Source organism: Hamadaea sp., from assembly GCF_013362815.1.
Classification (GTDB): domain Bacteria; phylum Actinomycetota; class Actinomycetes; order Mycobacteriales; family Micromonosporaceae; genus Hamadaea.
Genome location: NZ_JABFVK010000001.1, coordinates 108,758 through 134,187 on the forward strand (window position 1 = coordinate 108,758; position 25,430 = coordinate 134,187).

The 25,430-nt window shown below is 68.3% G+C and carries 22 protein-coding genes and 1 pseudogene; 7 read left to right on the forward strand and 16 right to left on the reverse strand.

Annotation, left to right across the window (positions count from 1 at the left end; all coding sequences use genetic code 11):
* Nucleotide 1: 1 nt before the first annotated feature.
* The 12 genes and pseudogenes from HOV77_RS00575 to HOV77_RS00630 form a co-directional block, all read right to left on the reverse strand.
* Nucleotides 2-937: an LCP family protein gene (locus HOV77_RS00575; protein ID WP_290856154.1), complete on the reverse strand. Its 936-nt coding sequence runs from the start codon at nucleotides 935-937 to the stop codon at nucleotides 2-4.
* A gap of 225 nt (nucleotides 938-1,162) precedes the next feature.
* Entirely contained in the window at nucleotides 1,163-2,425 is a 1,263-nt protein-coding gene (locus HOV77_RS00580; RefSeq protein WP_290855858.1) for an LCP family protein, read from the reverse strand.
* A 175-nt stretch (nucleotides 2,426-2,600) separates the two neighbouring features.
* On the reverse strand, nucleotides 2,601-3,866 hold the full coding sequence (locus HOV77_RS00585) for an LCP family protein (protein ID WP_290855866.1): 1,266 nt from the start codon (nucleotides 3,864-3,866) through the stop codon (nucleotides 2,601-2,603).
* Between the two features lie 178 nt (nucleotides 3,867-4,044).
* Nucleotides 4,045-5,691 (reverse strand): cation acetate symporter, encoded by a 1,647-nt coding sequence (locus HOV77_RS00590; RefSeq protein WP_290855869.1) that lies wholly within the window; start codon nucleotides 5,689-5,691, stop codon nucleotides 4,045-4,047.
* A complete protein-coding gene (locus HOV77_RS00595; protein ID WP_290855871.1) occupies nucleotides 5,688-6,035 on the reverse strand; it encodes a DUF485 domain-containing protein in 348 nt (115 codons plus the stop codon). Before HOV77_RS00595 ends, HOV77_RS00590 begins: the two co-directional genes overlap by 4 nt.
* 137 nt (nucleotides 6,036-6,172) lie before the next feature.
* A pseudogene (locus tag HOV77_RS00600) lies at nucleotides 6,173-6,679 on the reverse strand (flavin reductase family protein); the annotation flags it as partial.
* Between the two features lie 103 nt (nucleotides 6,680-6,782).
* Nucleotides 6,783-7,319, reverse strand: a complete 537-nt coding sequence (locus HOV77_RS00605) for a DUF5666 domain-containing protein (RefSeq protein WP_290855876.1) — start codon at nucleotides 7,317-7,319, stop codon at nucleotides 6,783-6,785.
* Between the two features lie 12 nt (nucleotides 7,320-7,331).
* Nucleotides 7,332-8,531, reverse strand: a complete 1,200-nt coding sequence (locus tag HOV77_RS00610; protein ID WP_290855878.1) for an ABC transporter permease — start codon at nucleotides 8,529-8,531, stop codon at nucleotides 7,332-7,334.
* Nucleotides 8,522-9,343, reverse strand: a complete 822-nt coding sequence (locus HOV77_RS00615) for an ABC transporter ATP-binding protein (protein WP_290855881.1) — start codon at nucleotides 9,341-9,343, stop codon at nucleotides 8,522-8,524. The genes HOV77_RS00610 and HOV77_RS00615 overlap by 10 nt, the downstream gene beginning before the upstream one ends.
* Complete coding sequence (locus HOV77_RS00620) at nucleotides 9,340-10,497, reverse strand: efflux RND transporter periplasmic adaptor subunit (RefSeq protein ID WP_290855887.1); 1,158 nt, start codon at nucleotides 10,495-10,497, stop codon at nucleotides 9,340-9,342. Before HOV77_RS00620 ends, HOV77_RS00615 begins: the two co-directional genes overlap by 4 nt.
* 108 nt (nucleotides 10,498-10,605) lie before the next feature.
* The gene (locus HOV77_RS00625) at nucleotides 10,606-12,174 is read right to left on the reverse strand and encodes a HAMP domain-containing sensor histidine kinase (protein WP_290855894.1); all 1,569 of its coding nucleotides are present in this window, start codon (nucleotides 12,172-12,174) and stop codon (nucleotides 10,606-10,608) included.
* Between the two features lie 16 nt (nucleotides 12,175-12,190).
* Nucleotides 12,191-12,922, reverse strand: coding sequence for a response regulator transcription factor (locus tag HOV77_RS00630; RefSeq protein WP_290855897.1), 732 nt, complete (start codon nucleotides 12,920-12,922; stop codon nucleotides 12,191-12,193).
* A 124-nt stretch (nucleotides 12,923-13,046) separates the two neighbouring features.
* Here HOV77_RS00630 and HOV77_RS00635 point away from each other — a divergent pair, with 124 nt between their 5' ends.
* Nucleotides 13,047-14,003, forward strand: a complete 957-nt coding sequence (locus HOV77_RS00635; protein ID WP_290855899.1) for a serine hydrolase — start codon at nucleotides 13,047-13,049, stop codon at nucleotides 14,001-14,003.
* A gap of 128 nt (nucleotides 14,004-14,131) precedes the next feature.
* On the opposite strand, the gene HOV77_RS00640 is transcribed toward HOV77_RS00635, so the two are convergent.
* Nucleotides 14,132-14,692, reverse strand: coding sequence for a hypothetical protein (locus tag HOV77_RS00640; RefSeq protein WP_290855901.1), 561 nt, complete (start codon nucleotides 14,690-14,692; stop codon nucleotides 14,132-14,134).
* Between the two features lie 176 nt (nucleotides 14,693-14,868).
* Between HOV77_RS00640 and HOV77_RS00645 the strand changes: the two genes are divergently transcribed.
* A complete protein-coding gene (locus HOV77_RS00645; protein ID WP_290855903.1) occupies nucleotides 14,869-15,795 on the forward strand; it encodes an HlyD family efflux transporter periplasmic adaptor subunit in 927 nt (308 codons plus the stop codon).
* 3 nt (nucleotides 15,796-15,798) lie between these two features.
* On the opposite strand, the gene HOV77_RS00650 is transcribed toward HOV77_RS00645, so the two are convergent.
* A complete protein-coding gene (locus HOV77_RS00650) occupies nucleotides 15,799-16,383 on the reverse strand; it encodes a TetR/AcrR family transcriptional regulator (RefSeq protein ID WP_290856157.1) in 585 nt (194 codons plus the stop codon).
* A gap of 113 nt (nucleotides 16,384-16,496) precedes the next feature.
* On the opposite strand from HOV77_RS00650, the gene HOV77_RS00655 reads away from it, so the two are divergent.
* The 4 genes from HOV77_RS00655 (at nucleotide 16,497) to HOV77_RS00670 (ending at nucleotide 20,931) form a co-directional block, all read left to right on the forward strand.
* Nucleotides 16,497-16,949 (forward strand): SCP2 sterol-binding domain-containing protein, encoded by a 453-nt coding sequence (locus HOV77_RS00655; RefSeq protein WP_290856159.1) that lies wholly within the window; start codon nucleotides 16,497-16,499, stop codon nucleotides 16,947-16,949.
* A 2-nt stretch (nucleotides 16,950-16,951) separates the two neighbouring features.
* The gene (locus HOV77_RS00660) at nucleotides 16,952-18,163 is read left to right on the forward strand and encodes an acyl-CoA dehydrogenase family protein (RefSeq protein WP_290855905.1); all 1,212 of its coding nucleotides are present in this window, start codon (nucleotides 16,952-16,954) and stop codon (nucleotides 18,161-18,163) included.
* 183 nt (nucleotides 18,164-18,346) lie between these two features.
* A complete protein-coding gene (locus tag HOV77_RS00665) occupies nucleotides 18,347-19,270 on the forward strand; it encodes a type IV toxin-antitoxin system AbiEi family antitoxin domain-containing protein (protein WP_290855907.1) in 924 nt (307 codons plus the stop codon).
* Nucleotides 19,271-19,386: 116 nt separating this feature from the next.
* A complete protein-coding gene (locus HOV77_RS00670; protein WP_290855913.1) occupies nucleotides 19,387-20,931 on the forward strand; it encodes an AMP-binding protein in 1,545 nt (514 codons plus the stop codon).
* A gap of 11 nt (nucleotides 20,932-20,942) precedes the next feature.
* Here the strand turns inward: HOV77_RS00670 and HOV77_RS00675 are convergent, their stop codons facing one another.
* Entirely contained in the window at nucleotides 20,943-22,835 is a 1,893-nt protein-coding gene (locus HOV77_RS00675) for a chromosome partitioning protein (protein ID WP_290855919.1), read from the reverse strand.
* Nucleotides 22,836-22,891: 56 nt separating this feature from the next.
* A complete protein-coding gene (locus HOV77_RS00680; protein ID WP_290855921.1) occupies nucleotides 22,892-23,848 on the reverse strand; it encodes a hypothetical protein in 957 nt (318 codons plus the stop codon).
* Nucleotides 23,849-24,017: 169 nt separating this feature from the next.
* Between HOV77_RS00680 and HOV77_RS00685 the strand changes: the two genes are divergently transcribed.
* Entirely contained in the window at nucleotides 24,018-25,307 is a 1,290-nt protein-coding gene (locus tag HOV77_RS00685; protein ID WP_290855923.1) for an adenylosuccinate synthase, read from the forward strand.
* Nucleotides 25,308-25,430: the final 123 nt, after the last annotated feature.

Genomic DNA, 25,430 nt, shown 5'->3' on the forward strand with positions numbered 1-25,430 from the left:
CCTAGAGCGGGTTGACCCATTTCGGATGGGCGGTCACCCAGGTCGGCAGGTCGGCCGCCCGGAGGGCGGTGAACAGGCTGGGCGCCTCGCCCGAAAGGAAGACGTAGGAGACGTCGCCGACCATGTCGGGATAGCTCGGCACCTTGATCCCGGTCAGGTCGTCCGGGCCGAGCCGGCGCAGGCCGAACATGAGGTCGGTCAGCGACACACCGCCGGTGTCGACCGTCAGTGTGCTGCCGACCGCCCGGATGAGCTGGTCGAGCTTCAGCGGGTTGTACGCCAGCCCGCTGTCGCCGGCCCGCTGGAAGATCGCCTTGAGCAGTTGCTGTTGGTGCCGCTGACGGTCGTAGTCGCCGTCGGGCAGTCCGTAGCGCTGCCGGGAGTAGTCGAGGGCGTCGGCGCCGTTCATGCGTACGCACCCGACCTTGAAGTGCTTGCCGGTGTGGATCGACTGCACCGCGTGGTCGACGCAGAGGTCGACGCCGCCGAGCAGGTCGATGACCTTCCGGAAGCCGGAGAACTCGATGATCGCGGCCCCGTTGAACTTCACCCCGGTCAGCCGGGTCAATGTGGCGGAGAGCAGCTGGACGCCGGTGTCGCCGCCGTGGCCGTAGGAGAACGCCGCATTGATCTTGTCGCTGCCGCCCTCGAAGCCCAGAGCCCGGTTGGCCGGGATGTCGACGAGCAGGTCCCGTGGGATCGAGATGAGGCTGACCTTGGTCAGATCCTGGTTAACCTGCGCGATGATGATCGTGTCGGAGCGCTCGCCCGCGTCCGGCGACCAGGCGCGCTTGTCCGACCCGATCAGCAGGAAGTTCAGCGGTCCGCGCACCGTCTGCCGGAAGCGTACGCGGGGATCGACTCCGGTCTCGTCCGGCCGGGAGACGGCCGACAGCAGGTCACCCCGGGTGACGCTGGAGTCGTAGCGGTGGATCATCAGCCGGACTGCGGCCGCGCCGCCGACGCCGAGCAGGAAGGTCAGGACCGCGGCAGCGGCGATGACGAGAGGCCATCGACGCAGCAGGAGATCGGAGCGGTGCGATGGCACGGTCGGACGTCCAATCTGGGCTCGGACGAGTGCTCGGGCGAGCTCTCGCGTTCAGGTTAAGACGAGAGCCCGCGCCCAGATGGCGAATTGCGTAACTTTTCCGACGTAGAGCCGTTATTGCCCGCTCTTGTCCGGAATCAGGTATTCCGGGTTATCCGTGATGAAGTCGCCGAGCTGGTCGTCGGCCGCCGCCTTGAACATGTCCTTGGTGCCCTCGGTGATGCCCTCACCGGTGCCGTACTCGGAATGAGCGTACGTGCCGGCGTTGGTCTTCAGCGCGATCAGGTCGGACCCGGCGAGCGCCTTCAGCGTGAAGATGAAGTCGTCCAGCGGTACGCCGTTGGTGTCCATCTTCAGCGAGGAGCCGGCCGCCTTGATCAGCTCACTGAGCTTGACCGGATTGGTGATGATGCCGGCGCTCGTGGCCTTCTTCGCCATCGACTTCAGCAGCTGCTGCTGGTGCTTCTGCCGGTCGTAGTCGCTGTTGTCCAGGCCGTAGCGTTGCCGCGAGTAGTCCAGCGCCTCCCAGGCCGCCATGTTCCGGCAGCCCTTCTTGTGAATCCAGCTGTTGGACAGCTTGTGGTCGCCGCTGTAGCTGTAGTACTCCGGCTCGCCCTTCTTGTTCTTGATGTAGTGGCTGGACCAGGTGTCCCGCTCCACACACATGTAGACGCCGCCCATCGCCTGGATGACGTTCTTGAAGCCGCCGAAGTCGATCACGACGACGCCGTCGAACTTCAGCCCGGTGAGCTGCTCGACGGTCTTCTTCATCAGACCGGCGCCGCCCTGCCAGCCCTGGTTGTGCTGGGAGCCGAAATAGTACGCGGCATTGATCTTGTCGTGTGCCGTGCCGTTGTAGTTGGCCTTCTTCCAGCTGGGAATGGCCACCTCGGCGTCCCGCGGGATCGAGATGAGGTACGCCTGGTCGTGCGTCGCCGGAATGTGCAGGATGATGATCGTGTCGGCTCGGGAGGTGTTGTCCGCCCAGCCCTGCCGGGTGTCTAGACCGAGCATCAGGATGTCGATCGGACCCTTCAGCGCCGTACGCGCGTCCTGAGCCTGGACCTTGGTCCCGTCCTCGGCCACCGATCCGGTCTCGATGGAGCTGGTCAGGTCGCCCATGAGCGACTTCGCGGCGGCGACCCCGCCGAACCCGAGCAGCGTGACCACCACGCCCAGCGCCATGACCAGCTTCGACCAGAGCGGGCTGCGGACCTTTTTCTTCTTCTTGGGCTTCAGGTTGTGCCCACCGGATTTCCCGGCCCGCCCGGACTCGCCGCGCGCGGAGTCCTGGCCGTAGGAGTCGTAACCGTAGGAGTCGTCGCCGGAACGACTACTCCCCGCCGACGCGCGTCGGCTACTGGTCTTCGACGGCATGCGACTCCCCTAGCTCGGTTGTTCCCGCGGCCCGGCCGAGGCCACTGGCCGATCACCATAGACAAGCTGTATTGCGGTTCGCCACCCCATGAAGATCGATATGGGGCGACTTACGGCAGTTGCGCAGAAAGTCGCGCCGTTCGGCCGAGTCCGCCTTGAAGCCCGCTGAACACTTCTAGGAAGCAGATGGGGAACTTGTCGCATTCGCCTTCACGTACGCGTCCATCGTGTCCTTGGACATGGCGTCGTAGAGGGCCAGCGCCTTGGTCTTGTCCGAGAGCACGACAGACTCGCCGTCGCGCATCGCGCTGCCCAGGTTCGGGCTGGTCAAGAAGGTCAACTTGTCGCTGCTCATGCTGCGGAACTGCAGCACCATATCGGTCAACGCGAAGTCCTTGTCGACCGTCACGGCCTTCGTCAGCGTCTGGAGGAAGTCGTTCAGCTTCCCGGGGTTGGCCATCACGCCGGCGCTGGTCGCCTTGTCGAGCATCGCCTTGAGCAACGCCTGCTGATGGCGCATCCGGGCGAAGTCGCCGTCGGGGAACTGCTTGCGCTGCCGGACGTAGTCCAGCGCCTCTGCGCCGTTGAAGTGCCGGTTGCCCTTCTCGAAGGTCCGGAACGGCTTGTGGATGGACTTGATCGTGCGATCGACGTACATGTCGACTCCGCCGAGGGCGTCCACGACCTCCTTCAGCCCGCCGAAGTCGATCGAGACCACATGGTCGATGCGTACGCCGGAGTAGTTCTCCACCGTCTGCACGGCCATCGGCAGGCCACCCCAGGCGAACGCGGCGTTGATCTTGGCGTACGTGTCGCCGTATTGCGCGCCCGGCGTCTTCGGAATGAAGACGTAGAGGTCACGAGGGATGGACACGAGGTACACGTGCTGGTGGTCGGCCGAGACGTGGACGACCACGATCGTGTCCGCCCGCCAGGCGCTGGCCTGCGACATGTCGGTGTCGGGGTCCCGGGAGTCGCTGCCCACCAGCAGGATGTTCATCGCACCGTCGACCGTCTTCAGCGGACGATCGCCGACGATCGCCGAGAACGGGTCGGTCTTGTTCAGCTTGCCGTTGAGGTTGGCCGCGTAGATCCAAAGGCCGACGCCGGTCAGCAGGCCGATGATGACGGCGAGCCCGACCAGCACCAGGGCGATCCGGCCCCAGCGCGGCTTGATCTTCCGCTTCGGCTGGCCGTAGGTCCCCCCGGTGCCACCGGCCGCCGGACGAGCCGAGCCGCCGTTGCCGCCGCGGCCCTCGCCCGGGCGGCTCGACCCCGAACGGGAGGAACCGCGCGCGGAGCCGGGCCGGCTTCCGGACACGCTCGCCCGGCCGCTGGTGCGGCCGCCGTCGCGGGGACGCTCGGGCGGGGTCGAGCCGCCTTCATCATCGCCGTTCGGCTTGCGAGGGCGGCCGTAGACGCCGCCGGAAGAGTTCGCCATGCCATCAGGGTACGTACGCGTGCGACATCAAGACCGGTAGCGACGCGGCTCCGGCGTACCTTCTCGACCGGTTCGACCTGCGAAAAGCCGGGTGGCGAACACTTCGTCCACCACCCGGCTTGACAGCTATCCGACGGTCCCGGCATGCGGCGGTGGGGCACCGTCGAACAGCGAGGGCCTAGTGCGCCCCCGCCCCAGTCAGGGAACGGACTTCGAGTTCGGCGTACCGGCCGTCGTCGGCCTTCTCGCTAGACAACATCGTGCCCAGCCAGCCGAAGAAGAACCCGAGCGGGATGGAGATGATGCCGGGATTCTGCAGCGGGAACCAGGCGAAGTCGGCGTGCGGGAACCACGACGTCGGCAGGCTGGAGACGACCGGGGAGAAGGCGACGAGCAGCACCGCCGAGCCCAGACCGCCGTAGATCGCCGAGGTCGCGCCGACCGTGTTGAACCTCTTCCAGAACAGGCTGAAGAGGATCGCCGGCAGGTTGCCGGAGGCCGCGACCGCGAACGCCAACGCCACGAGGAACGCCACGTTGAGCTTCTGGGCGAAGATCGCCAGCACGATCGAGATCGCCCCGATCACGAAGGCCGAGGCCCGTGCGACGTTGATCTCCTGCCGCTCCGACGCCTGCCCCTTGCGTACCACATTGGCATAGAAATCATGGGCCACCGATGAGGAGGAGGCGAGCGTCAGACCCGCCACCACCGCGAGGATGGTCGCGAAGGCCACGGCCGCGATGACCGCGAGCAGGGCCGCCCCGCCGGTGTCGCCACCCAGGAACCGCTTGCCCAGCGCCTGCGCCAGCTGAGGCGCGGCCGTGTTGCCGCCGGCGTCCTGCGCGACGATGTCCTTGCTGCCCACGAGCGCAGCGGCGCCGAAGCCGAGAGCCAGGGTGAGCAGGTAGAACGAGCCGATGATGCCGATCGCCCAGAGGACGCTGCGGCGCGCGGCCTTGGCGGTGGGCACGGTGTAGAAGCGGATCAAGATGTGCGGCAGGCCCGCGGTGCCGAGGACCAGCGCGAGACCCAGCGACAACAGATCCATCTTGTTGTAGAAGGTCTGGGTCGGATCGCCCGCGACCTCCTTGCCGTACTTCAGGCCCGGCTCCAGGAACGCCGCGCCCTTGCCGGATTTCTCGGCCGCCGCGCCCAGCAGGTCCGAGAGATTGAACTTGTACGCCGCCAGCACGAGGATCGTCATGAGGATCGCACCGCCCATGAGCAGGAACGCCTTGACGATCTGGACGTAGGTCGTGCCCTTCATGCCGCCGACCACCACGTAGACGATCATGAGCGCGCCGACGAGCAGGATGGTGGCGACCTTGGCGGTGTCGGCCGACATGCCGAGGAAGGTCTGCCCCGGCTTGATGCCCAGCAGCAGGGCGACGAGCGAGCCCGCGCCGACCATCTGAGCGATCAGGTAGAAGACCGAGACGGTCACCGTCGAGACGGCGGCCGCCGAGCGTACCGGGCGCTGCCGCATGCGGAAGGCGAGCACGTCGGCCATCGTGTACCGGCCCGCGTTCCGCAAGAACTCCGCGACCAGCAGCAACGCCACCAACCAGGCGACGAGGAAGCCGATGGAATAGAGGAACCCGTCATAGCCGCTGAGCGCGATGATGCCGGCGATGCCGAGGAACGACGCCGCGGACATGTAGTCGCCGCCGATCGCCATGCCGTTCTGGAACGCCGAGAACGAGCGGCCACCGGCGTAGAAGTCGGTGGCGGTCCGGGTCTGCCGGCTCGCCCAGATCGTGATCACGAGAGTCACCGCGACCAGGACCACGAAGAGGACGATCGTGAGCGTACGCGCGTTGGTCACTTGGCCCCTCCTTCGATCTCGGCCTCGACCTGGGTCTTGATGGCCTCGGCGGTGGCGTCCAGCTTCCGGTCGGCGAACCGGGCGTACAGCCAGGCGATCACGAAGGTCGAGAGGAACTGGAGCAGACCGAAGACGAGGGCGACGTTGACGTTGCCGAACAACACCGTGCCCATGAAGTCGCGCGCGTACGCCGAGAGCAGCACGTACAGCGCGTACCAGAGGAAGAAGGCCGCCGTCATCGGGAAGACGAACCGGCGCAGCGTACGCCGCAGCCCGGCGAACTCGGGCGATTGCTGGGCGCGTTCGTAGGGACTTTCATCGAGATGAGGTGGAGCCGTGGTCATTGCGATCACCGCCTGGGGGAGTGTGTTTGGCGGACCTTAGGGCGGCCCTTCCCCTGGACGGAACGACGAATCCGGCAGCGACCGGCGGCTGCGCCGAGCGGTCGCCCGGCTGCGCCGAGTGACCTTGGCCACACCGTTCACCGCAGCTCGCGGTACCGACCCCGGTGGTGGATCAGCGGCTCGGCGGCGGCACCGAGGTGGATCTCCGCGATGGTCGCCTCCACCAGCAGCCCCCAGCCGAACGGCCGCGCCTCGTCGAGCAGGCAGTCCGCGCTGGTCCGCTCGTCGCCGGGCACCGGGCCGTGCTCTCGCTGAACCCACCAGTCGTCCCGGAACAGCCCGCCCGGGGCGGGCATGAGCCCGGCGAACCGGTCGGCGAGCTGCCGATCGCCCGGCCCGAGCAGGGTCACCACGAACCGTCCGGAGCGCTCCGCCGCGGTCCAGAACTCCGACTCGTCGTCGACGATGCCCAGCACCCGGCCCGGATCGCCGTCCGCCACGACCGCCGACGACACAGTCAGCCCACCGCGTACGGGACCCGCCCCGGCGGTCCACAGGGTGACGGTCGACGCCATTCGGCCGCGGAATCGGCGTACCGGGGAGCGCAGCTCGTCGGGGGTGGCGAACGGATCCTCGGAGTGGATGGTCACCCACTCATTGTCGTACCCGTTGGCTGCAGATCACGGAAATGCCTGCCAAAACCGCGTTGGGAAGCATGCATAACCGCGTGATCTGCCAGCAAAAAACCTATTTCGTGGCCGTGATGCTCCCGGCGGTGATCGTGCCGTCCGAGCCGGTCTGGCCCTGGACCGTGACCGAGGCGCCGGTCTTGAGGTCCTTGACCGTGATCGTCGACGACGACTGCACCTTGGTCGTGTCGGTCACCTTGACCGTTACCACGGTCCCATCAGCCAGCTCGACATACACGGTGTTGCCGTCGATCAGCTTGACCTTGCCGGTGGTGGCGTTGCGCGAAGTCGTGCCGCCCTGCTGACCAGTGGCGCCTTGCTGCCCGAAGTTGCCGCCGCCCGGGAAGCCGTAGCCGCCACCCGGGAACCCATAGGACCCGCGGCCGTTGCCTCCGCCCGGAGTGGTCGCGGTGTTGTCACCGCCGGCCTGGAGACCGCCGATGAATCCGCCGACGACCAGCACCGCTCCCCCGAGGATCAGGGTGCTGCGGGTGAGCCACGGCTTACGCTCGGCCTTCGCCAAGCCGACTGCGAGGTCGTCGATCGGTGCGGTGGGGTCGTCCAGTGTGGACACCTGATCGCTGTGCTTGCTCATCTGGAACAACTCCTACTCGTACCGCAGTGCGTCGATGGGTCGCAGGCCGGCCGCGCGGCTGGCGGGATAGCTGCCGAAGAACAGTCCGATCGCGACGGACACGCCCAGGGCCAGTACTACCGAGCTCGGCACGATCACCGGCGTGATGCCGGTGATCTGGAAGTTCGCCCCGATGTACGCGCCCGCCACTCCGAGCAGGCCGCCGACCAGGGAGAGCATGGTCGCCTCCAGCAGGAACTGGGTCAGGATGACCCTGCGGGGCGCGCCGAGTGCCTTGCGGATGCCGATCTCCCGGGTCCGCTCGGTGACCGTCACCATCATGATGTTGGTGATGCCGATGCCGCCGACCAGCAACGAAATCCCGGCGACCGCGCCGAGCAGGGTCGTGAAGGTCTCCGCCGTCGCCGTACGCGTCTCGAGCAGCTGCGAGGCCGACCGGATCTGGTAAGGCGTGTTGGACGTGCTGGTGACGTGCATCTTGGTGTTGAGGATGGCGGTCGCCTCGGCCTGAGCCGCGCTCACCGCGTCGGCGGTCGTCGCCTGGATGAGGATCGAGTTGATCGCGCCGTACCCGGTCAGGGCCTTGCGGACGGAGTTGATCGGGGCGATCGCGGTGTCGTCGGGGTCGTTGAACCCGCTCGACCCCTTCTCCGAAAGCACGCCGATCACGGTGAAGATCTGGCCGCCGACGCTCACCTGTTTGCCGAGCGGGTCTTCGGTGCCGAACAGCTCCTCGGCGGTGGTGGACCCGATGACCAGTACGCGATTGGCATCGGTCAGATCGTCTGCGGTGAACCATTCCCCCTTGGCGATCTTGGAATTGTTCGCGTCGAGATAGTCCCGGCTGGTGCCGATGACGCTGGTGCTGTGGTCGGTGTCGCCGTAGGTCAGCGTCTGCGACGTGCTCACCACCGGCGAGACGCTCTTGATGTCGGGCGCAGCGTTCTTGTCCTGCAACGCTTCCACGATGGACAGCGTCAGATCGGTGCTGTAGGTCGAGCTGCGTACTGCCCGGCCGCTGCTCACCGTCAGCGTGTTGGTGCCGAGGCTCTGCAGGCTCTGTTCGACGGCGACCTTCGAGCCGTTACCCACGGCGACCAGCAGGATCACCGCACCGACGCCGATCAGGATGCCGAGCATCGTCAGCCCGGAGCGCAGCTTGTTCGCCCCGATGCCCCGCAGGGCGAATTTGAAGATCTCCATCAGGCCCATTCGGCACCATCCATCGCAGTCGCCGGCTGACCGAACTCCTGGCGGCTCGCGCGAGCACTCCCCGGCTCCACCGGGCGTTGCCGCTCGTCGCTGACGATCTCGCCGTCCTTCAGCCGGATCACCCGGCGTGCGTGGTGTGCGACCTCGTCCTCGTGCGTGATCAGCACGATCGTGCGCCCCTCCCGGTTGATCTCGTCCAGGACGCCCAGGACGTCCGCCGTCGACTTGCTGTCGAGGTTGCCCGTCGGCTCGTCGGCCAGCAGCAACGCGGGCTGGCTCACCAGCGCGCGGGCCACGGCCACGCGCTGCTGCTGACCGCCGGACAGCTGATTCGGGTCATGGTCCGCGCGGTTGCCCAGGCCGACCATCTCCAACGCCGCCAATGCACGGGTACGCCGTTGGGCCGATTTGACGCCCGCATAGGCGAGCGGCAGTTCCACATTGGCTAAAGCGCTCGTCCTCGGAATGAGGTTGAAGGCCTGGAAGACGAAGCCGATCCGTCGATTGCGGACCAGAGCGAGCTGCTGGTCGTTGAGTCGGCTGACGTCGACGCCGTCGAGGTGGTAGCTGCCCGACGTCGGGATGTCCAGGCAGCCGAGGATGTGCATCAGGGTCGACTTGCCAGAGCCGGACGATCCCATGATCGCCACGTAGTCGCCGCGCTCGATGGTCAGGGAGACCCCGGCCAGCGCGTGGACCGTCGCCTCGCCTTCGCCGTACGTCTTGGTCAGGTTCTTGACCTCGATGACCGGCTTGCCGAGCGGCACTTCCCGGAGGGCGTAGAGCGTTTGAGTCTGGTCGGCGTCGCTCATCGGAAGCCTCCGCCGCCGGCTGCGCCGCCAGGGAGCTGGCCACCGCCCGGGAACTGGCCACCGCCCGGGAACTGGTTCGTGCCGGTGCTGGCGCCCGTCGTGACCGTGGCGATGACAACCTTCTCGCCTGCGGTCAGACCCGACTTGATCTCGGTGTAGGAGTCGCCCTCGACGCCGATCGTGACCGTGCGGGTCTCCTGAGCGCCACTGGCGTTCACGACGGTGACCGTCTTGAGGTTGCCGGCCGACTTGACCGCCGCGGCGGGAACGTAGAGGACGTTCTCCACCCTGCTCACCACGACGCCGATGGAGACCGACTGACCGAGCTTGGCACCGGTCGGCACGGTGTTCAGGCTGATCACGATCGGGTAGGAGGTCACACCACCGCTCGTCGTCGAGGTCGGCGAGATCGTGGTGACCAGGCCCTCAGCCGTCGTGTTGGCCAGCGCGTTCCAGGTGACCTGAGCGGTCTGCTTGAGCTTGAGCCGGGTCGCGTCCGACTCGGGAACGCTGGCCGAGACCTGCAGCTTGTCCATGTCGGACAGCACGATGAAGGCGCTGGAGCCGCTACTCGACGAATTCGAGTTACCCGTGCTGTTCGACGAGCCGGCGGAGGATCCGCCGACCGTTCCGTTCATGCTCGTCACCGTGCCCGCCATCCCGGCCTTCAGGGTGGTGCCGTCCTGAGCCCGCTTCGCGCTGTCGTACGCGTTCTGCGCGCTGGTCACCGATCGCTGCGCCTGCTCGACCTGGTCCGAGTCGTCGTCGTACGCGTCCTTCGCGTCGGCCAGCGCCTCCTTGGCGTCGGCGAGGTTCTCCTTCGCCATCGCGAGGGTGGCGGCCGTCTCGGTGTCGTCGACCGTCGCGAGCACCTGACCCTTGGTCACCTTGTCGCCGACGGCGACCTTAATCGAGGTGACCGTGCCCGAGGTCACGAAGTTGTGGTTCATGGTGGTCGCGCTCGCCACCGTGCCGCTCGCGGTGACCGACGCGGTGACCGTGCCCTGCGCGACGGTGCCGGTACGCGCGGTCGACGTGCCCGTCGATCCCCCACCGTCCCCGTTGAGCAGCGTGTACGCCCACGCGCCACCACCGACCAGCAACGCGCTGAGCACGCTGTTGACCAGGAAAGTACGCCGTCGCCAGAATCGCATGGCGGCATGCTCGCGGGTGGCGCTCGGAGGGGACTAGGCCGAATCTCGGAGCCAGCTCGGAATCCTGGGCTCGTCTTCCGGATCGTTCGCCGGCCGACTGCGGGAATGCTACGCGGGAAGGTCCTTGAGGGGCAGCAGCACCCGGAACATCGCGCCCTTGCCGGGTGCCGTGAACAGCTCCACCCGGCCCCCGTGCGCGGCCACGATGGCGGCCACGATCGACAGCCCCAGTCCCGATCCGCCCTGCGACCGTGCCCGGCCGGTGTCGGCCCGGTAGAGCCGCTCGAAGATGCGCTCGGCATGCTCAGGCGGTACGCCCGGCCCGCTGTCCTGGACTTCGAGGACGGCGACTCGCGTACCGGCCGGCAGGTTCACGCCGACTGTGGCGACCGGCTTGGTCTCGGGCAGGGCGAGGTGTTCCTCGGCCACCCGGACCTCGACCTTCGCATGATCCGGCGTATGCCGGACGGCGTTGCTGATCAAGTTGGTCGCGACCTGCCGCAGCCGGTGGTCGTCGCCGATCACGGTCACGGGGTCGAACGACGTCAGCGCCACGAACCGAGTGGGATTGCGGACGTGGGCGTCGCTGATCGTGTCGGCCGCCACCGCCAGCAGGTCCACCTGCTGCGCCCGCAACGGCCGTTCCTCGTCGAGCGCGGCGAGGAGCAGGAGATCCTCGACGAGCAGACCCATCCGCGCGGCTTCCTGCTCGATGCGCGACATCATCTCGCTCAGCTCCGGACCACCCTGGGACCCCGTGCGCCGATACAACTCGGCGAACCCGCGGATCGAGGTCAACGGCGTACGCAGTTCGTGTGAGGCGTCGGCGAGGAACTGCCGCAGCTTCTGCTCCGACGCCGCGCGGGCGGCCAGCGCCGACTGGATGCGTTCGAGCATCGTGTTCAGCGCCAGCCCCAGCCGACCGGCCTCGGTATGCGGATCGGTGTCCGGTACGCGCCCGGCGACCAGCGAGTCGGCGGCGGTCCCCGACGGCGGATCAGCGCTCGCGATGGAGGTCGCGAGGTTCTCCATGCGCGTCAACGGCCGCAGCCCGATCTTGACCACGTACGCCCCGGCGAGGGCCAGCGCGATCAGGATCAGCGCGCTGACACCGAGGCCGACGCCGAGAAGGTTTGCGGTGGTCTGCTCCACGCGGTCGTACTTCGCCGCCCCGACACCGTAGACGTTCTTGCTCTGGTCGTAGGTGACGACTACGCGATAGGTCCCGGCCGAGGTCTCGACGGTGAACGGCGTGCCGTCGGCGTGACCCTTGACGGTCTGGAACGACACGGCGTCCGTGATCGCACTGATGTCGACGTAGGTGTAGGTCGTCAGCGCGCCGTCGGCGTCGTAGCGGAAACCGGTCTCCCGCGAGCCGTAGAAGTCACCGGGCCGGTTCTCAGGCCGAGGCAACCCACCCGGCGAACCCTGATCGCCCGCACCGGTGGACGAGGAGTTCGGGTCGACCGGCCCGGGATTGCGGGCGAACACGGCGAACGAGCTGCCGCGCCTGGCGTCCTTGTCGATCTGCTCCGACATGTAGCTCTTGAGGGTGGCCACACCGGCGAAATTGACCACGGCGAGGGCGATGCCGGCCAGCAACACGATCGCCACGACCATGCGGGACCGCAGCGTCCATTGACGCCACCGCCGCGGCCTCAGACGCTGCAGTTTCATGCTGAGTCTCCGGAGCTCACGCTGAGGCTGCTTCCGCGCGGGGCAGGCGCAGGGCGTACCCGACGCCACGGACGGTGTGGATCAGCGGCGGATCGATCTTGTCGATCTTCTTCCGCAGGTAGTACACATAGGACTCGACGATTCGGCCGTCGCCGCCGAAGTCGTAGCTCCAGACGCGGTCGAGGATCTGCGCCTTGCTGACCACCCGGCCCGCGTTGACCATCAGGTAACGCAGGAGGTTGAACTCGGTCGGGCTGAGCTCGACGAGCTTGCCGGCGCGGCGTACCTCATGGGCTTCCTCGTCCAGCTCGAGATCGGCGTAGCGCAAGACGCCGTCGTCGTCGGAGGGCGAGTTGACCTGGCTGCGCCGCAGGATGGCGCGGATGCGCAGGACGACCTCTTCGAGACTGAACGGCTTGGTCACGTAGTCGTCCGCGCCGACCGTGAGGCCGGAGATCCGGTCCTCCACCGACTGGCGCGCGGTGAGGAAGAGCACCGGCGTGCCGCGGCCGTCGCTGCGCAGCTTGGACGCGATCTGGAAGCCGTCCATGTCGGGCAGCATGACGTCGAGCACGACGAGTTCCGGCTGGAACTCCTCGGCGATGATCAACGCGTCGCGCCCGTTCTCGGCGACCCGGACATCGAAGCCCGTCAGCCGCAGGGTCGCCTGCAGCAATGCGCAGATGTTCGGCTCGTCATCGACGACGAGAACTCGGGTGGACCGCGCGGCCGCCTCGGTGTGTGTCACGTTCCTTCTCCTCACCAGCACCTCGCCTGGATCTAAAGGTTGTAGCCGCCTGAGCTTGGAGGAACCTCGGAGGGAGCTGCGAGATTCACAGCCTTCGCCAAGCTGGGCAAGGCACCCTTCTCGGGTGCAAAGCCGAAAACCCCTCTTCTTCGCAGTAGGAGCCGCTTCGCTGGCCGCCGTGGCGGCGCTCGGCGTAGGCGTCGCCACTGCCCACAAGCCGTCCTCGAGAGCCGATGTGAGCAGCACCACCCCCAGCTCGACGTCGTCTGCGTCACCCTCTTCGGCGTCGGGGTCCTCCTCCTCGTCACCGTCGAACTCGGCGGACGGGGCGCCCGCCGGCGGAGCAGCGGCGGTCGACACCGCCGCGATCGAGAAGGCGCTGCTGGCGTACATCGACACTCGTGGCGGGGACGCCGCAATCGCCGTCTACGACCGGAAGACCGGTACTTCGGTGAGCGTCAACGGTTCGGACGAGTTCCAGACCGCGAGCATTGTGAAGGTCGACATCATCGCGGCGCTGATGCTGCAGCGGCAGGCCGACGGCGAAAGCCTGAGCAGCCAGGAGAAGGCCTGGGCCAAGGCGGCGATCACGGCCAGCGACAACGACGCGGCGACCTCGCTCTTCCAGGCGATCGGCGGCCGCAGCGGACTCGTGGCGGCGAACAAGACGCTGGGACTGACCGAGACCACCCCGAGTAGCTCGTGGGGGATGACGACCACCACCGTCGACGACCAGGTCCGGCTGATGAGCACCATCAGCGACGCGAACGGGCCGCTCTCGGCCGCCAACCGGGCGTTGCTTCAGGGCTGGATGGCGAACGTCATCGACGAGCAGCGGTTCGGCGTGACCGCGGGCGCGACCTCGGACGCCATCGCCGTCTACGTCAAGGTGGGCTGGGTCGATCTGGACGACGAGGGCGGCCTGTACGCCGCGAACTCCATCGGGCGCATCGTCGAGGACGATCACGATTGGGTGATCGCGGTCCTCAGCGACCACAACCGGAACCTGTCGACCGGCAAGACGCTCGTCGACGGGACGGTCACGAAGGCGATGAGCCTGCTGCGCGCGTCGGACGGATGACGCCGGATCGTCGGCGGTCGCCGAAGCGGTGCCGGAAAATAGCCTGCCCCGGCAGGCGCAGCACGGGGGAACCGGGCCTGTCGGGGCAGGAGCCTAGTGTGTAGCGAAGGACTGCCGTCGCGCAAGTGTCAGTTTGACGGACTCGCGGCCGGCTTGAGAACGGCGCACGCCTTCTCCGCCGCGACGACCTTGGTGTCAGCGGTGTTCAGCGGCTGACCGTCCTGAATGGTCACACCGTGTTCGGACAGGCAGTTGCGGTACGCCGCATCGCGACCCTGGCCACCACCACCGGGATTGCCCTGCCCGTTGCCGAAACCTCCGGTGGGCCGCAGTGACGAGCACTTCTCCTGGGCCTCGGCCCACTTCGTGGCGTCCACGCCTTGCGGCACGAACCCGCCGTTGCCACCGGGGAAGCCGTTGCCACCACCGGGGAACGCCGTTCCCGACGGGCGTACGGTCGGCCGGTTGGAGGGCATGCCAGACGGGCGCGTGCCACCGGACGGGCGCGTACCGTTGCTCGGCAACGTCACTCCGTTGTCCGACAAGCACTTCTGGTACGCCGACATGGCGTCCGTGCCGTTGCCGCCGGAGCCGGCGTCGTCACCTGAGCCGCCGCAGGCCGCCAGGGCGAGTGCCGCGACCACCAGCGCCACGGAACCACCCAGCGTGCGCTTGATCTGTACGTTCATGACCACCTCCGCCCGGCAGCATCGAGAGACGACCTACGGGGAGGCTCGGCGCAGCCTCAAACGCACCTCGGAATGTGTGGATCTGATCGGCGCAGAGCTTTGAGGTTGCTCCGAGGCGTCCCCGAGCACACCCCGAGTACGCCTGGCGAGACTGCGGCACCATGCGAGGACATCGGATGCGTTGGATCGTGGCGGGCGTCGCGGCCGTGGTCGCGATCGGCGTGACGGGGACGATCATGCTCACGAGCGGCAGTACGCCGACGCCGACCGCCGGGGATCAGACGGTCGAACGGGCGAGCAGCGGCGAAGTGACCGCGAAGGGCACCGTCCAGCCGATCACCACGCAGAATCTGAGTTTCTCGGTCAGCGGCACGGTCAGCTCGGTCTCCGTGAAGGCCGGGGACAGCGTCACGAAGGGTCAGGAGCTGGCCCGGATCGACCAGGCCGACGCCAAGGAGGCGGTCGCGACGGCCGAGGACGAGCTGGCCGACGCCAAGGCCGCGCTGTCTGCCGTCCAGGCGTCCGCCAGCGCCAGTCCGTCGGCCTGCGCCACGAGCTCGGCCGCCCGGCCCAGCACCTCCGGCACGAGTGGCTCGGCTAGCTACTCGTCCTCGTCGTCCGGGACTGGCGGCAGCGGCGGTGGGGCGGCTGCGTGCGGCAACACCGGCAAAACGCAGAACTTCATCTCGTCGATCCTGTCCGCGAAGCAGTCGGTGAACACGAAGACCGCGGCGCTGGCGAAAGCCGAGCGGGAGCTGGCCGGCACCGTCATCACCGCCCCGGTCGCCGGAAAGGTGCTCACCGTCTCGATCAAGGTGGGCGACACCGCGAAGAGCAACGTGATCTCGATCGGCGTGGTCTCCACCATGGTCGTCAAGGCGTCGTTCAGCGAGGCCGACGTCGTCGCCCTGACGATGGGCCAGTCGGCCACGGTCGCCCTGCCCGGCCACGACGGCGAGTACACCGCGAAGATCACCGAGATCGCCCAGACCGGCGTGACGTCGAGCAACCTGGTGACCTACAGCGTGGTGCTGACGTTCGACAAGGTGCCGGACGGCATCCTCATCGGACAGAGCGCGAACGTCACCGTCAGCGCCGCCTGAGAACTATCCGGTCTGGGGCTTCCAGACCTCGCCGTCGAGCTGGCGCTCGGCCCCCAGCCAGATCGCGTTCATCAGCCGGGTCGCCGTACGCTCCGGGTCCTCGTCCGGAGTGTCCGCGAGCCGGTCCGCCAGCGCCTCTCCCGCACCCACCAGGGCCAGCGCCATCGTCTGCAGTTCCTCCGCTGGAACGTCTCGGCCGCGGGCACGCAACGCATCGGCCAGCTTCTCCGCGATCACTGCGACCATGCCGCGTCGCATCCGGGCCAGCTCGCCCGCGAACGGCTCCCGCGTACGGGCCTGACGGAAGAGCACCGCCCAGCCGTCGCGGTTCGCTCCGACGTACCGGAAGAATCCGCGCAATCCCCGCCAGAGTTGCTCGTCGGCGGACAGCTGCGGATCGACCACTCCGGCGACCGCCTCGAGCAGCCGGCCGGCTTCCCGGCGCAGGCACGCCACGAACAACTCGTCCTTCGTGCCCAGGTACGCGTACACCATGGGTTTCGACACGCCGGCGCGCTCGGCGACCTCGTCCATAGTCGCGGCGTGGAAGCCGCGCTCGGCGAAGACCCGTACGGCGGCCTCGAGCATCTGTTGTTCCCGCACGCTGCGCGGCAGTCGTTTCCCCACCCTTGCCACCTTACCTACTCGCGCGTAAGGTTACGCGCGAGTAAGTTATCAAGCTCAGCGTGACGGAGGACATGATGCCCGACTTCGACCTCTCCGATTTCTCGTCGCTCGACCCGAGCGCGTTCGCCCAGCTCGTCAAGACCGCGCCGGACGCGCAGATCGCCGAGGTCATGAGCAGCGACCTGCGGCCGAAGGTGCTCGACGAGATCTTCCGCCGCATGCCGGCGCTGTTTCGCCCGGAGCGGGCCGGCAACACCGAGGCCGTGATCCACTGGAGCATCACCGGCGCCCCGGACGGCGGCGCGGACACGTATGAGCTGGTCATCTCGAAGGGCGCGTGCACCCTGTCGGAGACGCCGCAGCACGACCCGAAGCTGGCGCTGACGGTCGGCCCGGTGGACTTCCTCAAGGTCGTCTCCGGCAACGGCAACCCGGTCATGATGTTCATGACGGGCAAGCTCAAGGCCAAGGGCGATCTAGCCCTGGCTTCCAATATCGCCAACCTGTTCAGCATCCCGAAGGCCTGACCGTGGAGTTCTCGCTCGACCTCAATGAGGACCAGCGCGAGCTGCGTGACTGGGTGCACGGCTTCGCCGCCGACGCCGTCCGCCCGGCGGCCGCGGAATGGGACGAACGCGAGGAGACGCCCTGGCCGGTCCTCCAGGAGGCGGCGAAGATCGGGCTTTACGGGTTCGAATTCCTCGCCAACGCCTGGGCGGACCCGAGCGGGCTGTCCATGTGCCTCGCCAACGAGGAGCTGTTCTGGGGCGATGCCGGCATCGCGATGTCCATCATGGGCACGTCGCTGGCGGTCGCGGCGATCTTCGGCAACGGCGATCCCGAACAGCTGGCCGAGTGGGTGCCGCAGTGCTTCGGCACCGAGTCCGACCCGGCGGTCGCGGCGTTCTGCTCGACCGAACCGGAAGCCGGCTCCGACGTCGCCGCCATGCGTACGCGGGCGGTGTATGACGAGGCGACCGGTGAGTGGGTGCTCAACGGCCAGAAGGCGTTCGCCACCAACGGCGGGATCGCCGCGGTGCACGTCGTCACCGCGTCCGTCGACCCCTCGCTCGGCAGCCGGGGCCAGGCCGCCTTCGTGGTCCCGCCCGGCACGCCCGGTCTGCACTCCACCCGGAAGCTGAAGAAGCTGGGACTGCGCGCCTCGCATACGGCCGACGTGTTCCTCGACGACGTCCGGCTCCCCTCGTCCTGCCTGCTCGGCGGGCGCGAGCGGCTGGAGGAGCGGCTGGCGCGGGCGCGATCCGGCGAGCGCACCGGCGGCCAGGCCTCCATGCGTACGTTCGAACTGTCCCGGCCGACCGTCGGAGCGCAGGCCCTCGGCATCGCCCGCGCGGCCTACGAGTACGCCCTGGACTACGCCAAGCAGCGCGTCCAGTTCGGCCGCCCGATCATCGAGAACCAGGGCATCGCCTTCGCGTTGGCCGACATGAAGATGGAGATCGACGCCGCCCGGCTGCTCGTCTGGCGCGCGGCCTGGATGGGCCGCAACAACCGCCCGTTCACCGCGGGCGAGGGTTCGATGTCCAAGCTCAAGGCGGGCGAAGTCGCCGTCGACGTGACCTCCAAGGCGGTGCAGATCCTCGGCGGAGCCGGCTTCACCCGGGAGCACCCGGTCGAGCGCTGGTACCGCGACGCCAAGATCTACACGATCTTCGAGGGCACCAGCGAGATCCAGCGCCTCGTCATCGCCCGCGCCATCTCCGGCCTGCCCCTGCGCTGACGCGTTGATCATGAACCTATGGTCCCCGTCGCCCGGCGTGTCAGACCCCCAACCTCATGATCAACATTAGATGGCGGCGACGGAGCCGGGTTTGTGGCGCACTTGTCCACAAGCCCGGCTCTGTCCACAGCCGGCAAGATCACGCGCTGGCGACCGCCTCGGAGCGGGCGCGAGGCTCGCCCCATGATGTGGGCCGACCTCGTTCAGCCGTTCGCCGAAACCCAGGACGGGCTGATCACAGCCGAACAGTGTCACGCCGCGGGGCTCAGCCGGGATCAGGTAAAGCGCCTGTGCCGCAGCGGCGAGTGGCACCGCATCTTCCGCGGCGTCTATCGAGTCTGGGTCTCTGCGGCGACACGTGACGATGACATCCGGCTACACATCCGCGCGGCACTCCTTGGAACGGGACCGCAGGCGGTCGTCGTCGGATCCAGTGCCGCCCATCTCTTCGGCCTGCCCAGCGGACAGCAGGACCTGGTTCACCTCGCGGTTCCGGGCGGAAACGGAAAACCGCGGCGGATCCAGGACGCGGCGGTGATCGTTCATCAACGCGTACTTGATGATGCTGAAGTGACCACTGTGGACGGCATGCGATGCACGACGCCGGCGCGAACGGTGGCCGGTCTTCTATTGGCCGCGGACCGATTCACCGCGGTGTCGGTCGCGGACGCCGCTCTGTACGCGGGCCTCTTGGCCGAACCGGACCTGACGCTCGTCGAGCGGATGCTCTTTCGCCATCGCGGCGCCGTCGCCGCGCGGGAATGGCTGGAACAGGTCGACGGACGGGCTGAGTCGCCGTTGGAGACGCGCGGCCGGTTGAGATGCGCGGACGCGGGCGTCGGGCCCGACGATCTCCAAGTGTCGCTGACCGACCGCGACGGTGCTTTCCTCGGGCGCGTCGACCTCTATTGGCATCGATATCGGCTGGTGGCTGAGGCCGACGGCGCCGAGTTCCATGACCGGCCGGAAGCCCTGTATCGCGATCGCCAACGACAGAACGGCCTGATGGCGGCCGGTTTCACCGTCGTCCGGTTCACCTGGGAGGACGTGCGGTCGCGCGGCCGCCTCCCGGCAATGGTGCGCGCGGCGATGGGTCGCCCCTTGTGATCTACGCCGCCATGCGTCATGTTGTTACCCATCGGTAATGAAACGTTCGCGCGGTGACACCGATGTGATCAAGGGGTTCGGGGCGGCGACACGCCGGCGAACCGGACCCTGGGTTCATGATCAACACGGCAGGTGGGAGGCGTCGGATGCTCTGGGTGCTGGCGAAGCGGGGACTGCTCAACCCGGGTCCGCCCGGCAAGATCGTCTCGCAGCTCGCGACGCTCAAGCGCTGGGGCTTCTCGGTCGCCGGCGAGCTGCGGGCCGCGGCGGAGCGGTCACCCGATCGGCTCGCGGTCATCGACCCCGAGGGCAGCTACACGTACGCCGAACTGTGGGACCGAGCCGAGAAGCTGGCCCTGGCTCTCCGCGTACGCCACGGGATCGGCGTCGGCGGCCGAGTCGGGGTGCTGGCCCGCAACCACGCCGGGATGATCACCGCCATGGTGGCCGGCTGTGCGCTCGGTGCCGAAGTCGTGCTGCTGAACCCGGCGTTGTCGGCGGCCGCGATCGACGCCGTCGCGCACGACCAGCGCATCGAGCTGGTGATCGCCGACAACGACCTGATGGAGCTGATCCCCGGCGTACCGGCCGTCAACGAGGTCGCGGTGGAGAAGCTCATCGCCGACGCACCGCCCGGCAAGCTGACCCCGCCGGTACGCGCGGGGCGACTGATCGTGCTGACCTCGGGCACCACCGCCGCCCCGAAGGGCGCCCGGCGCAAGACTCCGGGTGGGCTGGGCCCGCTGGCCAGCGTGATCGACCGCATCCCCCTGAAGGTCGGCGACCGGATCTTCGTCGCCGCCCCGCTGTTTCACACCTGGGGCCTGGCCGCCTTGCAGGTCGCCCTCGCCCTGCGCGCGACGGTCGTCCTCCAACGCCGGTTCGAGCCGCTCAGCACCATCGCGGCGATTCGCGACCTCGACTGCCAGGGCCTCATCGCCGTGCCGGTGATGGTGCAGCGTCTCCTGGAAGCGACCACCCAACCCGGCATCACTCCGCGAGTGGTCGCCGTCAGCGGTTCGGCCCTACCCGGTGGACTCGCGACCGCCTTCATGGACGCGTACGGGGACTGCCTGTACAACCTCTACGGGAGCACCGAAGCGTCCTGGGTGTCCATCGCGACCCCCGAAGACCTGCGCCGCGATCCGCGTACGGCCGGACGTCCGCCGCTCGGCACCACTGTGGAGATCAGATCTCGCAGTGGGCATCCACTGCCGACCGGCGAGATCGGCCAGATCCACGTACGCAACGACATGCTCTTCGAGGGCTACACCTCCAGCCGGGAAGGAACCCCGAACGGGTTGCTCGGCACCGGCGACCTCGGCCACTTCGACGACCATGGACTGCTCTATGTGGATGGACGGGCTGACGACATGATCATCTCGGGTGGGGAGAACGTCTTCCCCCGCCCGGTCGAGGAACTGATCGGCCAACTCCCGCAGGTACGCGAAGTCGCCGTCGTCGGCGTACCCGATCCCGAATTCGGCCAGCGTCTCGCCGCCTACGTCGTGCTTCACCCCGGCGAGCGCCTCGACTCCGACTCCGTACGCGAATACGTCCGGCACTACCTCGCCCGGTTCTGCGTACCTCGGGAGGTCGTCTTCCTGCCGGAGTTGCCGCGTACGGCCACCGGCAAAGTCATCCCCCGCCTGCTGCGTTGAGCTGAGCCGAGTCAGAGGCCGGAGGCTACGGCGGCGGCTACCTTCAGCCACGCGTCCGCAGTCGCGGTCGACAGCCGGTTGTACGCGATCGGCTCGCCGGCGTCGATGATCCGCTCGTACGGCACACGCAACACCGCACGCGTACGCGAGGCGAAGTGGCGTTCGATGCCGGGCACGTCGAGTTCGCGGTGGCTCGGTGGCATGGACAGGACCGTCACGGCCTGCCGCACTGTGCGTACGCGGCCGGTCTGTTCCAGGTGGTCGAGCATGCGCGCGGCGGTCTCGGCGGAGTCGTTGCGGGCGGACAGCGTCACCACCAGCTGATCCGTGGCGTCGACGGCAGCCTGCCAGTTCGGCGCGCGTACGTTGTTGCCGGTGTCCACCACGATGATCTTGTAGAACCGGCTGACCACGTCGCGAATGTCGCCGAAGGCGAGCTCGGTCAGCATTTCGCCCGCGGTCGCCGACTCGTCCGAGGCGAGCACCTCGAACATGCCTTCGCCCTGGGCGCGTACGTAGTGCGAGAGGTCGCCGACCCGGCCCTGAGCGCCTTGGAACAGATGCAGGTCCCGCAGCAGGTCCCGCACCGTACGCGAATGGAAGTCCTGCTGGGCCCGCATGCCGAGGGTGCCCTGGGTCTCGTTGTTGTCCCAGGCGAGCACGTAACCGCCGCGGCGCTGGCCGAACGTCATCGCCAGCATCAACACCGCGACCGTCTTGCCCGCGCCGCCCTTCGGGTTGACCACGGTGATCTGCCGGAGCCCGCCGAAGTTGCGCCGGATGAGGTCGATGTCGGCGTGCTGCTCCTGCTCCCGGCGACCGGGAGCCGGGTTGATCAGGCCGAACGTCGACTTTCGCAGCGCGCCCTGGAGACCGCGTTCGGCCTGCGGCTGGGGTCGCCGTTCGGCCCGCCGCCGGGCGAACTCCTCGGCCGTGATCGGGCGTACGGCGGGGCCGGGCAGCTGGTGCGGGCCGAGTTGGTAGGGCTCCTGGGGCGGATGATCGGCAGTCCACCCGGTCGAGGACTCGGACGAGGGCGAGTGAAATGACGGGCCGGGGTCCGGCACCGAGTCCGCTGACCCGTCTAGCACCGGAAGATCGGCGTCGTAGTGATGAACCGGCTCCTCGGCAGGCGGCTGCGGCCAGTAAGCAGGCGGCTCGACCGGCGGTACGGCGGCCCCAGAAGGCGCGTAAACCTCAGGCGGCGCGGACGCCGAAGGTGGCGCGGACGCCGAAGGAGGCGCGGACGCCGAAGGAGGCGCGGACGCCGAAGGAGGCGCGGACGCCGAAGGAGGCGCGGACGCCGAAGGAGGCACAGAAGACGCCGGTGGCTCGAAGGACGAAGGTGGTGCAGCGGTCGGAAGCGGCATCGGCGCCGGCGGAACCTGATGCGGTACGCCGTGCAGCGGCTGGATCTGCGGCCGCGCCGGCGAGTCCGCCTCGGCGACCTCGCCCCGGCCCACCATCGGGTACTGCGACGAGGGCGGCTGGGCCCACGCGGACTCCGGCGCCTGCGGGAGGTCCCCGGGCATCGGCGGCACGTACTGCGTGGGCAGCGTCGGCTTCGTGCGCTGTGGCAAGGCGACCGGCACTCCGGCTCGCGCGACCGTCCCCTCCGCTGATGGCGGGGCGTAGATCGTCGGCTCGTCGAGCTCAGGTTCGGGGTCGACCGGTGCCGGCTGCACAACCGGACTGGGAGAAGGCTGCGAACCTAGGGCCGCCGCCATCGGGCCACTGCCGGCCTCGGCCGCCTGAGCTGGACCGGGCCAGGCCCCATCAGGTCGCGGAGCCCGGTGCGCTGCTTTCGGCGTACCAGTTGATGATGATGAGGAGACGGACCCGACGCCGGGGCGCGGCGCCGCAGCACCGTCGACCTCGTCCTCGGGCCAGAATTCGTCATCCACGCAGGCAAGGGTAGCGATCCTTGCGAGGGTTGCCACCCCTCGTGATCAATTCGCGACTAGCTGTACACGGCCCAGGCCTGGCGCTCGATCCACCACGAGCGCTTGCGGGTGAGCTCGCCGGTCACGCCGTCTTCCACGAACGGCAGCGTCTCCTCGGCGGCCAGCCGCGGTGCGATGGAGACCGCGCGGCCCCGAGCCCGGCGGACCTCGACCCGATGCGTGTCGCGGCCGAACCGGCGCTTGACCAGCGCGGGGACCGCGATGCCGACCTCGACGACGCCGTCCGTCGGATCCGGTGTGGCGACCAGGTCGATGCCGTCGAGCCGCGCGTAACCGTCCGCGACGGTCACCGCGCAGGCCAAGACGTCGTCCGCGCCATCGGTCAGCACCAGGTCGTCGACCTCGATCCGGCCGCGGAACGGCACCGACCGGCCGGTTTGATCGGCCGCGCCCAGCAGCACGCCGTCGATCACCACCGATCCGCCGTCCTGGCGCAGCAGGTCCAGCCGCCGCACCCGGTCCGCGAGCACCGCTCTCGCGACCTCGGCGGGCTGTCGCGCCAGGCCGAGACGCGCGGCAAGGTCTTCACCGGCATCAGCAGCAAGCGGCAGTACGCCGAGAGCAGGTAGATCGGGCACAGTCCGGTCGGCGGGAAGGTTCTCCGGGCGCTTCGACGGCGGCGGGGCGTACCGGCGCACCATCCGCCGGACCACGTGCCGGAGTTGGGAATCCGACGTCACCGCCACGATCAGGCGCACCTTGGTGTCCGGGTCGGGCCGGCGTACGCCGTCGGCCTGCTCAGGCGCGTCGAAGCGGGCGAGCACCTCGTCGATCTGCTCGTCGTGGTACGCCGTGACGGCCTCCACCCGGGCACCGGCCTGCTTCAGCGCGTCGGCGCAGTGCAGCACGGGCGTCCTTTGCCGGGGGGCCTCGGCGTCGTGGCCGCAGGCGCCGCAGTCGCCGCCGCAGCCCGAGGGGGGCTCCTCCAGCGTGAGGATGACCACGTCATACACGACGGCGCTCTCCTTCGTGGGCGATGACGCACCTTCGCGCGCCGATCCTGATCGACTTGTTAGCCTGACACCCCGGGTAGGCGCGATCGCGTCTCACCTGGGTACCGGCCGCACTCCGGCGGCGTCGCCGCCGCACGGGGACGACCATATCGCCGAGGAGGCGACAGCGATGCCAGCGATAGTGCTGATCGGCGCGCAATGGGGCGACGAGGGCAAAGGCAAGGTTACCGACCTGCTCGGCGACCGTGTTCAGTACGTCGTCCGGTACTCCGGCGGCAACAACGCCGGACACACCATCGTCACGCCGGACGGCCAGAAGTACGCCCTCCACCTGATGCCCTCCGGGGTGCTTTCGCCGTCCGCCCAGATCGTCATCGGCAACGGCGTGGTGATCGACCCGAAGGTGCTGCTCGCCGAGGTCGACGGGCTCACCGAACGGGGCATCGACTGCGAGCGCCTGCTCATCTCGGCCGACGCGCACCTGATCATGCCGCATCACCGCGCCCTCGACCGCGTCGTCGAGCGCTACCTCGGCTCCGGCCGGATCGGCACCACCGGACGGGGCATCGGACCGGCGTACGGCGACAAGGTATCCCGCATGGGCATCCGGGCCCAGGACCTCCTCGACCCCGGCATCCTCCGCAAGAAGCTGGAACTGGTCCTGCGTGAGAAGAACCAGGTCCTGGTCAAGGTCTACAACCGCAAGGCGATCGACGTGGACGCCGTCTACGCCGAATACCTCGGGTACGCCGAGCGCATGGGCCCGTGGATCACCGACACCCGGTCGGTCCTCTGGGAGGCGCTCGACCGCGGCGACACGGTCTTCATGGAGGGCGCCCAGGCCACCATGCTCGACCTCGACCACGGGACCTACCCGTTCGTCACGTCGTCCAACCCGATCGCCGCCGGGGCCTGCGTCGGCACCGGCATCCCGCCGACCCGGCTCAACCGGGTCATCGCGGTGGCCAAGGCGTACCTGACCCGGGTGGGCTCCGGCCCGTTCCCGACCGAACTGCACGACGAGGTCGGCGAGCGCATCCGCAAACTCGGCCAGGAGTACGGCACCACCACCGGCCGCCCGCGGCGTACCGGCTGGTTCGACGCCGTCCTCGCCCGGTACGCCGTCCGCCTCAACGGAGTCACCGACCTCGTCGTCACCAAACTCGACATCCTGAGTGGCCTGGACGAGGTGCCCGTCTGCGTCGGCTACGAAATCGACGGCAAGCGCGTCGAGGACATCCCGATGACGCAGACCGACTTCCACCACGCCACTCCGATCTACGAGAACCTGCCCGGGTGGTGGGAGGACATCTCTTCGATGCGTTCGTTCGATGAGCTGCCGGCCAACGCTCAGTCCTACATCCTTCGGCTGGAAGAGCTCTGCGGTACGCGTATCTCGATGATCGGCGTGGGACCCGGTCGCGACGCGAACATCATCCGCCACGACCTCCTGTCCTGATCCCGCCCTGTCCGCGCGGACCCTTTCCCGTCCGCGCGGACCCAGCCCTCTCCGCGCTCTCCGCGCTCTCCGCGCTCTCCGCGCGATCATGAACTATCGGGCGTGATCGATCGGCGTGTCGTG

What these genes read in the sequence shown, in the direction of transcription:
- HOV77_RS00575 (WP_290856154.1), bottom strand. Translation starts at nt 937, where the DNA reads ATGATCCACCGCTACGACTCCAGCGTCACCCGGGGTGACCTGCTGTCG.
- HOV77_RS00580 (WP_290855858.1), bottom strand. Translation starts at nt 2,425, where the DNA reads ATGCCGTCGAAGACCAGTAGCCGACGCGCGTCGGCGGGGAGTAGTCGT.
- HOV77_RS00585 (WP_290855866.1), bottom strand. Translation starts at nt 3,866, where the DNA reads ATGGCGAACTCTTCCGGCGGCGTCTACGGCCGCCCTCGCAAGCCGAAC.
- HOV77_RS00595 (WP_290855871.1), bottom strand. Translation starts at nt 6,035, where the DNA reads ATGACCACGGCTCCACCTCATCTCGATGAAAGTCCCTACGAACGCGCC.
- HOV77_RS00605 (WP_290855876.1), bottom strand. Translation starts at nt 7,319, where the DNA reads ATGAGCAAGCACAGCGATCAGGTGTCCACACTGGACGACCCCACCGCA.
- HOV77_RS00610 (WP_290855878.1), bottom strand. Translation starts at nt 8,531, where the DNA reads ATGGGCCTGATGGAGATCTTCAAATTCGCCCTGCGGGGCATCGGGGCG.
- HOV77_RS00615 (WP_290855881.1), bottom strand. Translation starts at nt 9,343, where the DNA reads ATGAGCGACGCCGACCAGACTCAAACGCTCTACGCCCTCCGGGAAGTG.
- HOV77_RS00620 (WP_290855887.1), bottom strand. Translation starts at nt 10,497, where the DNA reads ATGCGATTCTGGCGACGGCGTACTTTCCTGGTCAACAGCGTGCTCAGC.
- HOV77_RS00625 (WP_290855894.1), bottom strand. Translation starts at nt 12,174, where the DNA reads ATGAAACTGCAGCGTCTGAGGCCGCGGCGGTGGCGTCAATGGACGCTG.
- HOV77_RS00640 (WP_290855901.1), bottom strand. Translation starts at nt 14,692, where the DNA reads ATGAACGTACAGATCAAGCGCACGCTGGGTGGTTCCGTGGCGCTGGTG.
- HOV77_RS00645 (WP_290855903.1), top strand. Translation starts at nt 14,869, where the DNA reads ATGCGTTGGATCGTGGCGGGCGTCGCGGCCGTGGTCGCGATCGGCGTG.
- HOV77_RS00650 (WP_290856157.1), bottom strand. Translation starts at nt 16,383, where the DNA reads ATGCTCGAGGCCGCCGTACGGGTCTTCGCCGAGCGCGGCTTCCACGCC.
- HOV77_RS00655 (WP_290856159.1), top strand. Translation starts at nt 16,497, where the DNA reads ATGCCCGACTTCGACCTCTCCGATTTCTCGTCGCTCGACCCGAGCGCG.
- HOV77_RS00665 (WP_290855907.1), top strand. Translation starts at nt 18,347, where the DNA reads ATGATGTGGGCCGACCTCGTTCAGCCGTTCGCCGAAACCCAGGACGGG.
- HOV77_RS00670 (WP_290855913.1), top strand. Translation starts at nt 19,387, where the DNA reads ATGATCAACACGGCAGGTGGGAGGCGTCGGATGCTCTGGGTGCTGGCG.
- HOV77_RS00685 (WP_290855923.1), top strand. Translation starts at nt 24,018, where the DNA reads ATGCCAGCGATAGTGCTGATCGGCGCGCAATGGGGCGACGAGGGCAAA.